Genomic DNA, 14,671 nt, shown 5'->3' with positions numbered 1-14,671 from the left:
TCGCGCGTCTCAGGCTTTTTTTCCAGCACAAAAGGCACCGGAACAAGACGTCTCAGGCTTTTTTTCCAGCACAAAAGGCACCGGAACAAGACTCTCCTTCTTCTGTTTCCCCATTTTTTTCATTGTTGCGTAGATCGTAAATTGTTCTGCCATATTTTCCCTCCACAGGCTTTTGTGCTGCTTCTGCAGCGTATCCATTTTAATTCTGCTGCCGGCATATATAACTGATTGTAACCGTTCAGGACGGTACGAGCTTAACTATGCTTTATACACTCCTACTTTTTTCAGTACAGAACAGTTACGGTTTATTATCAGTATATCATGATTCAATTTCTTTGAAAATCCTGCTGTGTATTTATTGTGGAAAATTAAGGAAAACCGTATGTTTTTCCGCCTGTTTACTTCAATATGCATCTGTGATATGATTGCGTTATATAAAAGAGAGGTGGTATACTTTGAAGCTCTGCATTGCAGCGGCTGGAATAGTTCAAAAACTTTTTTAATAACAGGCCGCCGTCCCGAACGGCCGCCATATACAGGAGGCTTTCAAATGACTATTCCAGAGAAACAAATTTATCCCCGTACGGAGATCATCAGACCGTTTATTTAAAACATGTGATCACTAATCCGAATATTACTGTCGGCGACTATACGATGTACAATGATTTTGTCAATGATCCCTTATTCTTTGAGCAAAACAATGTATTATATCACTATCCGATTAACCATGACAGGCTTATAATCGGGAAATTCTGTTCCATCGCCTGCGGCGCGCGCTTTCTTTTCAACAGTGCGAATCACTCGATGGGATCTTTATCCACATATCCTTTTCCTCTGTCTTCGAAGAGTGGGGATCAGACCGGAAGGATGTCACCGATTCCTGGGACAACAAAGGCGATATTATCATCGGCAATGACGTCTGGATCGGCTACGAGGCAGTCATAATGGCAGGCGTTACCATCGGTGACGGAGCCATTATCGGGACACGTGCCGTCGTGACAAAAGATGTGGCGCCATATACGATTGTAGGCGGCTTACCTGCCAAGCCGATTAAAAAACGGTTTACAGAAGAGACGATTTCCGCCCTTCTTGAGATCAGGTGGTGGGACTGGCCAAAAGAGCGAATCGCACAGAATATCAGCGCAATCCAATCCGGCTGTATTAAACAGCTGAGATGATTTCCGATCTGCTGTCCTCCGCATCACATAAATAAGTGCCTTCGGCACATCAACTCCCCTGCCCCTCATTCATGAGGGGTTTGGGGTTTTCCTTTTTGCTACTTTATTGTAAAATTCATGTATGAATATTTTACAATCCATTTTTAATGACCACTATGAGTATATTTTATATGCCATGCATCCCAGGGACTCCGAAGTAGAAAACATTGATAAGATGTTGGCCTGCGGGGACCCTTCTTTTGGCGGCGCTATGTACGCCTGTTCTCATTGTGGTAATTTTAAATTTGTTCCCTTTCGCTGCCATAGCCGATTTTGCCCTTCCTGTGGTAACATATATTCCATTAAACGGGCTCTCTCTATGGCCTCCTCCCTGATTCACTGTACACATCGACACTGCGTTTTTACCATTCCGGAGCAACTTCGGGACTTCTTTCTTCACGACCGCTCCCTTTTAAACTGCCTCTTCTCCGCTGTACGCAGTGTGATTCTTCGTATGTTTCTTAAACTGAATCATTCCGAGGCTTTTACTCCTGGTTTTATTTGTGTTCTTCACACCTTTGGCCGCGATCTTAAGTGGAATCCTCATATTCATTGTCTCGTTTCCGAAGGCGGCGTTGGTAATTCTCTTTTTTGGCGAAAACTCTACCATTTTCCTTATCCTTTTCTTCGTCATGCCTTTTGCACGACTCTTCTTAATGAGATGCAGGACTGCCTCGGCTCTTCCTTCAAAAAGATGAAAGCATTTGTTTATAAACATTGTCAGGACGGCTTCTATGTTTATGCCAAGCCAAACCTCGCCGATCCCAATACCATTATTAAATATATCGGTCGCTATCTTGGAAGACCTCCCATTGCCATTTCACGCATTGACTCTTATGATGGAGAATCTGTTACGTTTCACTACAACCGGCATGAAGACGATGTCCTCGTTCATGAAACCATTCCTGCCATTGATTTTATCAAACGACTCATCCGACATATCCCGGAAAAACAGTTCAAAATGGTTCGCTATTATGGTATTTATGCCAGGCACCGGGACTCTGATAAAAAACTGTTCCGCTTTCTTTCGAAACAAAAACATAAATTTCTCTTGGATTATCACAAATGGCGTATTTCGATTCTTCTTTCTTTTGGTTATGATCCACTCAAATGTTCCATTTGTGGCAATACCATGGTTATCGTAGAGCTTTACTATCGCCATCAAAGGGTTTCTTTACAGGAATTATATCGAAAGGCGATGGAAAAACATCATTGCCGCAGTCCTGATTCCTCAGCTTTTACAAATCCTCCTCTTCATGATAAAATCCTAGTATCAGATCACTTAGGAGGTGGACATTATTTCTAATCACATTTCGAAAGAAGAACTTGTAAAGAAACTACGGAAGCATTACACAGATCATCCTCCAGAAGGCATGACTTCTGCTATCGTTGGGCGCATGAGTGATGAGGATCTTCTGGATATGGATTATTTTCTTCATGAAGATGTTTTTCCTGGCGATAATGGTGATGGCGGAGATTTCTTTTTCTAACCTTCATCCCATTGTCTGTTTTTCGTGCCCTGACTTCGTGGGGCACTCTTTTTTTCTGTGGGGAAGTTCGAAGAACTTTCCTAATACATAAGAAAGAATCCCGCGAGCGGGATTCTCCGCCTGCGGCGGGTCGCTTCAGCGGCATCATTCCTTACCGCCGCAGGGCGACCCTGCCCGGAGGGCTTTTTTGTTGCATAGGATAGTTCAGAGAACTTTTCTATGTAACAAGAAAAAAGAGTCTGGCTCGCCGGACTCTTTTCATATTTTTTAACCATTTTTTATTGCGCTCGGCCCTCGCTCCATAAAAACACGCGGGAACCGCCTTGACCTTATGGTCAAGCCGTAGCAAATAGTTCCGCGCTTTCACGGCGCGTCACTATTTTTTATATTGAATCACAAAATATCCGTATTATCGCAGATGCTGCTCCACTGGCAGTCTCCGCAAATCTCTCTGCGCCTTCCCGCAAGGATAATCTTCTCCATCACTTTCTTCTGAAAATCCAGCCATTTAACCGGCTCTTCCCCGCTCATTCCGCACATTTTCAAAACTTCTTTATCATAAAGTCCCACTTTCTCTGCCGAAATACACACCCCATTCTCCAGATTAGGACAGCAGCGGCAGATTTCATCTGCTTTTTCCACAGGAAGGATGACAGGATTCGCATTCAGTTTTTCAATAACCGCAGCCATGTGATCTGTAAATTCATCACTGTATCCCTTTCCTTTAAAAAAAGCGGTGCACAGCCCATGGTGCGCCCGTATTCTGTACATTTCCATCCTCACTGCCTCCCCAAATAAAAGGATACACGTTTGCTCACAATCATCGCCAGGCCGATTTTCAGCAGGTCAGGAATGATAAACGGTATGACACACCAGCCAAGAACTGCCCCTATGCCAACAGCGCCGCTCGTCTTCATATAGACACCCATAAACCAAAGCGTACCAAATAAATAGCATATGCACAGACCCACAATCATGGAAAGCAGCAGCACTATCTGGCGCTTTCCGAAGATTCGTTCCATCCCCCACATAAACAGAGCGGAAAATACAAATCCCATAAAATACCCTCCGGTTGTGCCCAGGAGGATTCCTGCTCCGCCTGTAAATCCTGCAAATACGGGAAGGCCTACCGCCCCCATCAGAATATATACCAGCACTGCTGCCGTCCCTCTTTTACCACCCAGAATTCCAACCGCAGCAAATACGGCGAAGGTCTGCATGGTAAATGGAATCGCTGTTGGAATGGATATCCAGGAACAGACTGCAATCATGACAGCTCCTAATGCGATATACACTAAATCATACGTTTTTCCTGTCTTATTCATCTTTATGCCTCCTGCTTTAATTGAAAAAAATATATCACAGGCAGGACATATTGTCAACCATTTTTAAAAATATGGTTACATTTAATATCGACTATAATAACAAAATTTTATTGCCGCATAAATATTAATGATTTTATTTTATATCCAAATAGTGGTAACGTATTAATAGCAATCAATTGAAAGAAAGAGGTTATTTACTATGCATTCATTAAAAAATAATTTTAAAGGAATTCTGTTCTGCCTTGCAATTGCCGTTCCTTCCTGGATCATCGGCGAACATTTCCCTGTAATCGGCGGTCCTGTGATCGCCATTCTACTCGGTATGGTCATTACTCTTTGCCTTCACGACAAAACGGCTCTCATGCCGGGTATTACATACACTTCGAAAAAGGTTCTTCAATATGCCGTTATCCTGCTTGGCTTCGGACTAAATCTGTCCGTCATTTTAAAAACAGGAAAACAGTCTCTCCCGATTATCGCTGCAACCATATCCACTTCTTTGGTGATTTCGTTTCTGCTTCATAAAATCATGCACATTCCGTCGAATATTTCGACCCTTGTAGGCGTCGGTTCCTCTATCTGCGGCGGATCCGCGATTGCAGCGACCGCCCCTGTAATCGACGCCAGCGACGAAGAGGTCGCACAGGCAATATCCGTCATCTTTTTCTTTAATATTCTGGCTGCCCTGCTCTTTCCGGCTTTCGGATCCGCGATTGGATTTGACACCTCTTCCGGTGAAGTCTTTGGAATTTTTGCAGGCACGGCTGTCAATGATACTTCTTCCGTAACCGCCACAGCTTCAACCTGGGATTCCATCTACAACCTCGGGCACGCAACTCTGGACAAAGCGGTAACCGTTAAGCTCACCCGTACCCTTGCCATCATACCAATCACCCTGGTGCTCGCATTTTTCCGCACAAAGAAAGAGGCCGGAAGCGGAAAGCAGGTCAATTTAAAACAGATTTTTCCGTTCTTCATCATCTACTTCGTTCTGGCCTCTGTGATTACGACGATCGCCCTGCAGGCAGGGATTCCGTCCACCTTCTTTATACCGTTTAAGACACTGAGCAAATTCTTTATCGTTATGGCGATGGCAGCCATCGGCCTGAATACCAACATCATCAAGCTCATAAGAACCGGCGGGAAGCCAATCTTTATGGGGCTCTGCTGCTGGGTAGGGATAACAGCCGTCAGCCTGTGTATGCAGTCTTTACTGGGACTCTGGTAGTTTCACCACCATCAGGACAGACGTCCTTTAAAATCTTCATAAGCAAAGCGGCGCACAATACGGCATTCTCCGTCTTTTCTCCGATACACAATCGAAGGCAGCGCCGTTCCGTTAAATGTGTTCGTTTTTACCATAGTATACAGGGCCATATCTTCAAAAACCACCTCACTGCCCTCGGTCAGAGGCTCATCAAACGAATAGTCACCGATGATATCTCCGGCCAGACAGGTAGGCCCTCCCAGCCTGTATGTATATGCCTTTTCCCCCGGCCGTCCGCTTCCTGTAACCGGCGGCCTGTAAGGCATTTCAAGCACATCCGGCATATGGCAGGCTGCAGACGTATCCAGTATTGCCGTACTTATCCCATTTTCTACGACTTCCAGTACTCCGGAAATGAGAAATCCCGCATTCAGAACAACCGCCTCTCCCGGCTCCAGATACACGTCTACATCATAGCGGCCCTTAAAGTGACAAATGATACGGATCAGGCGTTCCAGATCATATCCGTCCCTTGTAATATGATGACCGCCTCCAAAGTTCACCCATTTCATTCCCTTTAAGTATTTTCCGAATTTAATTTCGAATGCTTCTGCAGTGCGTTCCAGATCATCCGAATCCTGTTCACAAAGAGTATGGAAATGAAGGCCGTCCAAAAGAGGCAGCACCGACTCATCAAAGTTTGACACAGTCGTTCCCAGCCTCGAACCCGGAGCACATGGATCATAAATCCCATGTCCTTCCTGGGTAGAGCATTCCGGATTAACTCGTAAACCAACGGATTTTCCGGCCTCTTTTGCCCTCGCTCCGTATTTCCTCACCTGAGCCGGAGAATTAAACACAAAATCATCCGCATATTTCATGATTCTTCGAACTCATCTTCCCGGTAAGCAGGCGAAAACACATGGGTTTCTCCTCCGAATTCGTCATGGCCCAGCCTTGCTTCATAAAGGCCGCTGGCGGTTGTACCCGCCAGATATTTTCTCAAAATCGGATACACATAAAACATGGAAAATGCTTTCTGCGCCAGGAGAATTCTGCAGCCCGAATCCTCCTGGACCTTTTTCAGCAGTTCCAGGTTGTGCAGAAGCCTGCTCTCATCAATTAAAAAATACGGCGTTCTGATTTTCTGCCCTGCCCCCATCATCCGTCCACCAGTACCGGGTCATGGGATTCCTTCCATGGCAGCCCCCATTTATTAAGTGCATCCATAAAAGGATCAGGGTCGAACTCTTCGATATTATGTACACCAGGAGTATTCCACTTTCCTGTCATCACCATCATGGCCCCGATCATGGCCGGAACGCCAGTGGTATATGCCACTGCCTGTGACCCCACCTCTTTGTAGCATTCCTCATGATCACAGATATTGTACAGATAATATGTCTTTTCTTTTCCATCTTTCTTTCCCTGGAAAATACACCCGATATTCGTCTTACCCTTTGTACGTGGCCCCAAAGAGGCAGGATCAGGGAGAACTGCTTTCAGAAACTGGAGCGGGATGATCTCTTTCCCTTCATACATAATCGGCTCAATTGAAGTCATTCCCACATTTTCCAGACATTTTAAATGGGTCAGATAGCTCTGTCCGAATGTCATGAAGAAACGAATTCGCTTTATTCCCGGAATATTGAGGGCAAGGCTTTCTATCTCCTCATGGTGGAGAAGATACATATCTTTTTCTCCTACTTCTTCAAAATTATATACCCGTTTGATTTCCATCGGCTCTGTTTCAATCCAGTGGCCGTCTTCCCAGTAAGAGCCCTTTGCAGATACCTCACGGATATTGATTTCCGGATTGAAATTTGTAGCAAAAGGATAGCCGTGATCGCCTCCGTTGCAGTCCAGAATATCAATATAGTTGATTTCATCAAACTCATGCTTTAATGCGTATGCAGAAAACACGCCCGTTACTCCAGGGTCGAAACCGCTGCCCAGAAGGGCCGTTATTCCGGCATCCTCGAATTTCTTCCTGTATGCCCACTGCCACCCGTATTCAAATTTCGCCGTGTCCTCCGGTTCATAGTTGGCCGTATCCACGTAATTCGTCTTTGTTGCCAGGCACGCTTCCATAATGGTAAGATCCTGGTAAGGAAGGGCCAGATTCAGGACAACGTCCGGTTTTTCTCTTTCGATTAGAGCAGTCAGTTCATCCACATGGTTGGCATCCACTCTGGCCGTCGTAATTTTCGTCTTCGTCTTATGTTCCAGCTTTTCCTTCAGTGCATCACATTTTTCCTTCGTTCTGCTTGCAATGCATATTTCTTCAAAAACCTCACTGTTCTGACAGCATTTGTGAATTGCAACGGAAGCAACTCCGCCGCAGCCGATTATTAACGCCTTTCCCATCTTTTTTCCTCCTTATATTTATTTATCTTACACCTTTATCCAGCGCAAGCAGCATTTCTCTGATTACCTTGCATGCTGCCGCTGTAGAAATCCCGCTGATATCATAATGGGGGCTCAGTTCATTGACGTCGCAGCCTACAATGTCTGCACTTTTGCACACCATAGTCACCGCTTTTCTCAGTTCCTCGAAGCTGACTCCCCCCGGCTCTGGAGTGCCTGTTCCCGGAAATACAGATGGATCGAGTACATCCAGATCAACAGTAAAGTAGACCGGCCGGTCCTTGATCTCTTCCAACGTTTTCTCAAGCCCCTCGAAATCAAACCGCCTCGTTTTTACATGATGGGTGCCCCACTGAAATTCTTCCCTGTCACCGGAACGGATTCCGAACTGGTAGATTCGCCCGTCGCCGACGATTTCCCAGCAGCGGCGGATCACGCAGGCATGGGACAGGGTTACTCCCAGATAATCGTCCCTTAAATCCGAATGGGCATCGAAATGTATGATACAGATATCCGGATATCTTTCAGCCGCTGCCCGAAACGCGCCCAAGGTAACGAGGTGTTCTCCCCCTACCATAAAGGGAAGTTTCTCTTTTTCCAGAATACAGGCTGCAAATTCCTGTATCTGACTTAAGGCAAGGGATACATCGCCGATGCTCAGTTCCAGGTCACCGCAGTCTGCTGCCCAAACCTCTGACAAATCCTTATCCTGATATGGACTGTAACTTTCAATCCCATACGATTCCCTCCTGGCCGACGCCGGCCCGAACCTCGTTCCCGGCCGGTAAGAAGTCGTAGAATCAAACGGCGCACCAAACAGTATGATTTCCGCCTCCTGCGGCTCTTTGTCACATTCCATAAACGTTTCTGTGTTTCTGTTTAATTCCATATTCCATTTCTTATTTAACATCTCATTCAACATCCTTCAAAAGCTCCTCTACATAAGCCGGAAGATAAAAGGCTCCCTTGTGCAGTGTCGTCGTGTAATACCGGCATGACAGGCCTCTCATATTCCACTGCGTTTCTTTTAAATCCTTCAGCGGATGGTACTTTTTGGATGCAAATCCAAAAAGCCAGTGACCGGACGGGTATGTTGGAATATGTGCCTGATAAACGCGGCTGACAGGGAAAGATTCTACAATCAGCCTGTGCGCCCTCTGACACGCGATGGCATCCTCCTGGTAAAAGGGGCTTTCATGCTGGTTTACCATGATTCCGTCGTCCCTAAGCGCCTTATAACAGTTTCCGTAAAACTCTCTTGTAAAGAGACCTTCTCCCGGTCCGAACGGATCGGTAGAGTCTACGATAATCAAATCATACTCATTCTCACAGGAACGCACATATTTCAGACCGTCTTCATAGTGAATTGCAAGCCTCGGATCGTCCATCCTGCATGACGTCTGCGGCAGATATTTTCTGCACACCTCTACCACCAGAGGATCGATTTCCACCAGATCTATATGACGTATCTCCGGATAGCGGACAAGTTCGCGCACGACTCCGCCGTCTCCGGCTCCGATTACAAGCACATCCTTTACAGCCGGATGGACAGCCATCGGAACATGGGTAATCATTTCATGATAGATGAACTCATCCTTTTCTGTCAGCATCATGTATCCGTCCAGCGTCAGAAATTTCCCGAACTCCGGAGATTCAAACACATCAATCCGCTGAAATTCACTCTTTCCGCTGTACAACTGCTTATCGACTCTGATCGACAGTTTTACATTAGGCGTCTGTGCCTCTGAAAACCAGAATTCCATATCATTTTACCTCCTTTAGCACATTCAGCTGTTCAATTTCCGGGTCTTCCGGCCCCGTCATGGAACAGCCTTTTCCCTTCGCGTATCTAATATAGTTCAGGATAGATTCTGTAATCCGTTCTCCCGGCGCCAGGATGGGAATCCCAGGCGGATAGCACATAACAAATTCGCTGCATATTCTGCCGGCTGCCGCTCCGAGGGGAAGAGATACTTTTTCCGCATAGAAGGCTTCCTGGGGGGATACCGCCACCTGCGGTTCAATATACTCCTGGCTCATCAGTCGTACCCCGCTCTTTCCAAAGCGCCTCTTTATTTCGGAAAGAGCGCTTACCAGCCGTTCTATGTCTCTGGGCCTGTCGCCGATGGAAAGGTATGCAAGCATATTCCCAAGGTCTCCAAATTCAATCTGAATATCATACTCATCCCGCAGAAGATCATATACCTCAATGCCTGCAAGCCCAATAGTAAGCGTATGGACCGACAGCTTTGTCACGTCGAAATCATAGATGCTGTCCCCGTTGCAGAGTTCTCTGGAATATGCGTAATAACCGCCGATTTTATTAATTTCGTTCCTGGCATACTCCGCCATCTCCACCACCTGCGCAAATGCCTTTTTTCCTCTCAAAGCCAGATTCCTTCTGGAAATATCCAGGCTGGCCAGGAGAAGGTAGGACGCGCTTGTCGTCTGCGTGAGGTTGATAATCTGGCGTACATACCCTTCCGGAACATTCGGCCCGGTAAGAAGCAGGGAACTCTGAGTAAGGCTTCCTCCCGATTTGTGCATGGATACGGCAGCCATATCGGCTCCCGCTGCCATTGCTGGGACAGGCAGATCATCTCCGAAATAGAAATGTGTTCCATGGGCTTCATCTGCCAGACACATCATCCCCGCCTCATGGGCCATCCTTACGATCGTTCTCAGGTCAGAGCAGATTCCATAATAGGTAGGGTTATTTACAAATACGGCCTTTGCATCCGGATTCTCCTTTATCGCCTTTCTGACCGCTTCCGCCTGCATGCCCAACGGAATGCCCAGACGTTCGTCACATTCCGGATTGACATATACGGGGACGGCTCCGCACAGCACCATCGCGCACATAACGCTGCGGTGGACATTTCTCGGCAGAATAATCTTATCTCCCCGTTTGACGGCCGCAAGAACCATACTCTGTACGGCGGACGTCGTTCCTCCAACCATTAGAAACGCATGGGAGGCGCCGAATGCCTCAGCGGCCAGTTCTTCCGCTTCTCCGATTACGGAAACGGGATGGCACAGGTTGTCAAGAGGCTTCATGGAATTCACATCCATACTCACACATTTTTCTCCCAGCAGTTCTGCCAGTTCCGGGTTGCCGCGGCCCCGCTTGTGGCCGGGCACATCAAAGGGTACGACTCTCCTGTTCCGGAATCGTTCCAGCGCTTCATAAACAGGGGCATGTTCCTGTGTAATTCCCATCAGATCCCCTCCTTATAGTAAATATTTCTGCCGCTGAAAATCTCTATCATCTCGCGGCGCAGATTATTCATAATTTCCAGGCGGACCGTGGGTGGAAGTTCATACACATCGGTTTTAAACAGATAATTCTGCAGATCGATCTCCTTAACCATCATCTTTGTATGAAACAGATTCGCTTCATACACATTGATATCGACCGCGTCATATTTTCTGAGCCTCTGTGGATTGATATAATCCTGAATGGACGTAATCGTATGATCCAGGAAAAGCTTCTGCCCGTTTACACTGCGGGTAAATCCTCTTACACGGTAATCCATGGTGATGATATCGGAATCAAATGATCCGATCAGATAATCCAGCGTGGAAAGGGGCGTAATTTCCCCGCATGTAGCAACATCAATGTCTACCCGGAATGTAGCCAGGCAGGTTTCCGGATGGTACTCCGGATATGTATGGACCGTTACATGGCTTTTGTCCAGGTGTGCCAGCTGCGTTTCGCCCCTGGGAACCATAGAGCCTTCTGCGATTAATATGGTCACGGAAGCGCCCTGCGGATCATAATCCTGACGGGAGATATTTAAAACATTGGCGCCGATCATGTCCGTCAGATTCGTCAGAATATTTGTAAGCCTTTCCGAGTTGTACTGCTCATCGATATACGCGATGTAATCCCTCTGTTCACGCGGAGTCTTCGCATAGCACACATCATAAATGTTAAAACTAAGGGCTTTCGTCAGGTTATTAAATCCATATAACTTCAGCTTTTCTTCCATCCCGTTTCCTCCTGATAAAAATACTAAAAAGAACAAAGAGTTCCGCAAGCGGAACGTTTTTTGCTTTCTAGGAAATCATACGCTTTATCACTTTACAATAACAAGGTCTTTCCTAGAAAACAAAAAAGCAGGCAAAATGCGAATGCATTCTACCTGCTACCTATATCCATTCTATCCGGGATTACGTTAATATGATCCTGTCTGATGAGCCTCGACAGAATCCCCGTTTTAATTTAATATAATAAATACGAATGGAATTAAACAAATCAGAGTCTATATAGCAAATATCTCACTTTTACTACTCTTATTGACCGTTTCACAAGTTGATGTATGCATTGCGCATCGGTTATAAAGTAACCAACTTATAAAATTTGAGCTTTTAACTCAATCAATAAGGCAACGAAAGTTGCCGATCGGCAGTTGACCCGGCTGTCCGTATGGCCTTAATCCCTCCCAGGATGGTCAGAAAATATTTGCATGAAACTCTTTATCAAAATTCCATAGCGCTTTAATTATATAATATCAGGAAATATTGTCAATTACTTTCTGAAAATAAATCCGAAAAATTCTACCGGATTTTCAAAGCCCCTTCTTTCACCATATCAATAAAGATTCTCACCAGCACGGGATCAAACTGTCTTCCCGCCTCTTCCTCCATCAGGATAAGCGCTTTATTGACCTCCATCCTGGCCTTGTATGTTCGTTTCGATACCATTGCGTCAAAAGAATCCGCAATACAGAGAATTCTTGCTGCCAGCGGGATTTCATCCCCCTGAATATGACGCGGATATCCTTTTCCGTCATACCGTTCATGATGACCGATGACCGCCGGAATTACATAATCGAGTGATGGGAGATAACGGATAATCCCGATTGAAAGCGCGACATGGGTCTTTATCGTTTCATACTCCTCTTTTGTAAGCTTTCCAGGCTTATTCAGTATGCTCTCCTCTATCCCGATCTTCCCAATATCATGAAGCAGGCCCGCTTCATATACGATATTGATCCCCTCTTCATTCATTCCGTATCTGGCAGCCAGTTCCCTGGCATAATATGCCACATTCTCCGAGTGGCTGAACGTGTAATGATCTTTTGCATCGATCGCCGCAGTCAGGGCATACACCGTAGAAGCATAGTCTGAGTATACTCCCGGCCTGTAATTCAAAGCCGGCTGCTTCAATTCCTCTCCCGGCTGTGTCCCCTCCGTATACACCATAATCTGATTTTTTCCAGCACGTTTTGCGTAGTATACAGCTGTTTCCGCATGATTGACAAGCTCGTGAGCATCAGTGATCGGGCACTTTCCAATCGCAATCCCGCAGCTTACCGTGAGCGTCTTCAGCGCATATTCTCCAGAAGATTTATTCATCACCCTGACCCGGCCGGATATCCGTTCAGCCAGCTGTTTTGCCTCATCCGCCGTGTAATCCGGCAGGAGAAGTGCGAACTCTTTTCCGCTGTATCTGGAAGCCATACAGCCCTGTGTAACCTCTTCCGTCAGTATTTCCGCTATTTTTCTGAGTGCCTCATCACCGCTTTCCGCCCCGTAAAGCTGATTGTACAGCCGGAAATCATCAATGTCCACCATCATCAGGACCCCGCACTCATGCCGTCCTTCCTCGCAGCATTGCTGGAGCGCTTCATAAAAGAACTTTCTGTTTGCAATGCCTGTCAGATAGTCTTTTCTCGATTCCATATAAACGGATTCATACAATTTGGAATTTTTGATTGCTACCGATGCCACCGAAGTGATAGAAGCCAGAAAACCGGCGTCTTCCGGCGTATACCGTTCCCCGCGCTTCTTGGCCGTAAGCAGGATCAGCCCCAGATAATTCTCCTCATCCCTAACAGCCGCCATACATTCAATTCTGTTATTAGCCAGGAACCGGTGCACATCGTCGCTTAGATTTCTATACGCCTGGGTAATTTTGTAATCTCTGACAATCAGACAGCCCCCTGCCTCTCTTAAAAGCTGCAGCAGATCATCCTCAAAAACTGCTGCCTGTTCCTTCTTATCAGGATCACTGCTGATCTCCAGCTTGTATCCGCCCTTTTCGTCGCTGAGATAAATATCCGTTTTTTCTGCCGGTATAACTGCGGAAACTGCCTCCATAAGCTCTTTCATGATCTCGCGACGCGTCATCAGATGAGAGATTCGTTCACTGAATTTTCTTATATTTTTTGAATTCAGAGTCCCCACATTTTCAAATACTGCATTCATCAGCAGCGACAGGACAAAATAAATCAGAACCGTACCCATCATGACCGTAAATGCTACGGCCATCGTCAGAGCTGTTTCTCCCATGTGAAAATCTTCTCTCAAAAAGCGGTCATATCCAGGTATAAACCGATAGTAAATCAGCATGGTCAGCCCAAAAGCCATTATATAGCAGTTCCCTTTGGAGACGAGTAGATCCAGCTGGAACAGACGTTTTTTATAAAGTGCATAATAGATGCATACAGCCATCACGATTCCTGAACAGATATCGATCGGAAATCCACGGAATACGGGAAAGGCAATACATGCATTACAAATTACCATTGTACCAATGCCGATCCATATGGGCAAAAGCCGCCGGAAAGCCAGTGCATTCTTTTTCCGGTTATCATAAACCATACGTATGCTTTCCGCCAGCGCCCCTGCCTCAATTACAAAGAGAAACAGAACAAGCCACGACAGATCATATATGTATGCATTTCCCACCTCTGTTTTTACAACTGTGGGCGTCTGTATAAAAATCTCATACCGGCAGTTGACCGCTATGGTTAAACCAATCACTGCAGACCATGCTTTCATATGATACGTTTCCTTAACCTCCATGAACCGCCGCAAAAAGCGAAACAGTGAAATCGGCAGAAGCAGGATTCCCACTAAAGAAACGTGAAACCAGAATCTTATCGAAGGCCAGTATCCCAGACGCATAAACATGGCCCCGCCTGTCCATGCAAACAGCAGCAGCAAGAGCTCCATGAACGTGTCTATTGTTTTATTTTTCTTTGCCGCAAGAAAGGATATCAGCAGAAACATATAGCAGAACAAAGCGATCATTGGTACGATTGTATAACTATACAT

General features: G+C 46.0%; 10 protein-coding genes and 2 pseudogenes. 3 read left to right on the top strand and 9 right to left on the bottom strand.

The features are described from left to right. The first annotated feature begins 550 nt into the window (after positions 1–550). Both DXA13_RS02940 and DXA13_RS02935 read left to right on the top strand, forming a co-directional pair. Positions 551–1,178, top strand: a pseudogene (locus DXA13_RS02940) (CatB-related O-acetyltransferase). Positions 1,179–1,671: 493 nt separating this feature from the next. Beyond that, positions 1,672–2,523 carry a transposase gene (locus DXA13_RS02935; protein ID WP_243008935.1) on the top strand — a complete coding sequence of 284 codons (852 nt, stop codon included), beginning with the start codon at positions 1,672–1,674 and terminating at the stop codon, positions 2,521–2,523. 577 nt (positions 2,524–3,100) lie between these two features. Here the strand turns inward: DXA13_RS02935 and DXA13_RS02920 are convergent. Together DXA13_RS02920 and DXA13_RS02915 are read right to left on the bottom strand one after the other, a co-directional pair. Beyond that, on the bottom strand, positions 3,101–3,484 hold the full coding sequence (locus tag DXA13_RS02920) for a DUF1284 domain-containing protein (protein ID WP_243008932.1): 384 nt from the start codon (positions 3,482–3,484) through the stop codon (positions 3,101–3,103). A gap of 2 nt (positions 3,485–3,486) precedes the next feature. Continuing rightward, on the bottom strand, positions 3,487–4,032 hold the full coding sequence (locus DXA13_RS02915; RefSeq protein ID WP_118241850.1) for a biotin transporter BioY: 546 nt from the start codon (positions 4,030–4,032) through the stop codon (positions 3,487–3,489). Between the two features lie 199 nt (positions 4,033–4,231). Here DXA13_RS02915 and DXA13_RS02910 point away from each other — a divergent pair, with 199 nt between their 5' ends. Then, positions 4,232–5,260 (top strand): YeiH family protein, encoded by a 1,029-nt coding sequence (locus tag DXA13_RS02910; RefSeq protein WP_118241849.1) that lies wholly within the window; start codon positions 4,232–4,234, stop codon positions 5,258–5,260. Between the two features lie 11 nt (positions 5,261–5,271). Here DXA13_RS02910 and nspC read toward each other — a convergent pair. The 7 genes and pseudogenes from nspC to DXA13_RS02875 form a co-directional block, all read right to left on the bottom strand. Next, a pseudogene (gene nspC / locus DXA13_RS02905) lies at positions 5,272–6,404 on the bottom strand (carboxynorspermidine decarboxylase). Then, positions 6,401–7,606: a saccharopine dehydrogenase family protein gene (locus tag DXA13_RS02900; protein ID WP_118241848.1), complete on the bottom strand. Its 1,206-nt coding sequence runs from the start codon at positions 7,604–7,606 to the stop codon at positions 6,401–6,403. The pseudogene nspC and the gene DXA13_RS02900 overlap by 4 nt, the downstream one beginning before the upstream one ends. Positions 7,607–7,628: 22 nt before the next feature. After that, positions 7,629–8,516 (bottom strand): agmatinase, encoded by an 888-nt coding sequence (speB, locus tag DXA13_RS02895; RefSeq protein WP_243008931.1) that lies wholly within the window; start codon positions 8,514–8,516, stop codon positions 7,629–7,631. 1 nt (position 8,517) lies between these two features. Then, positions 8,518–9,369, bottom strand: coding sequence for a polyamine aminopropyltransferase (gene speE, locus DXA13_RS02890; protein ID WP_118241847.1), 852 nt, complete (start codon positions 9,367–9,369; stop codon positions 8,518–8,520). Between the two features lies 1 nt (position 9,370). After that, positions 9,371–10,825 carry an aminotransferase class I/II-fold pyridoxal phosphate-dependent enzyme gene (locus tag DXA13_RS02885; RefSeq protein ID WP_347559661.1) on the bottom strand — a complete coding sequence of 485 codons (1,455 nt, stop codon included), beginning with the start codon at positions 10,823–10,825 and terminating at the stop codon, positions 9,371–9,373. Beyond that, positions 10,825–11,598: an adenosylmethionine decarboxylase gene (gene speD / locus DXA13_RS02880; RefSeq protein WP_118241845.1), complete on the bottom strand. Its 774-nt coding sequence runs from the start codon at positions 11,596–11,598 to the stop codon at positions 10,825–10,827. The genes DXA13_RS02885 and speD overlap by 1 nt, the downstream gene beginning before the upstream one ends. A gap of 568 nt (positions 11,599–12,166) precedes the next feature. Further along, positions 12,167–14,671, bottom strand: a complete 2,505-nt coding sequence (locus tag DXA13_RS02875; RefSeq protein WP_118241844.1) for an HD domain-containing phosphohydrolase — start codon at positions 14,669–14,671, stop codon at positions 12,167–12,169.

It is taken from the genome of Clostridium sp. AM58-1XD, from assembly GCF_003464085.1.
GTDB lineage: Bacteria > Bacillota > Clostridia > Lachnospirales > Lachnospiraceae > Lachnoclostridium_A.
The sequence above is the reverse complement of the archived record's forward strand: the minus strand, read 5'-3'. Positions and strand labels throughout refer to the sequence as shown.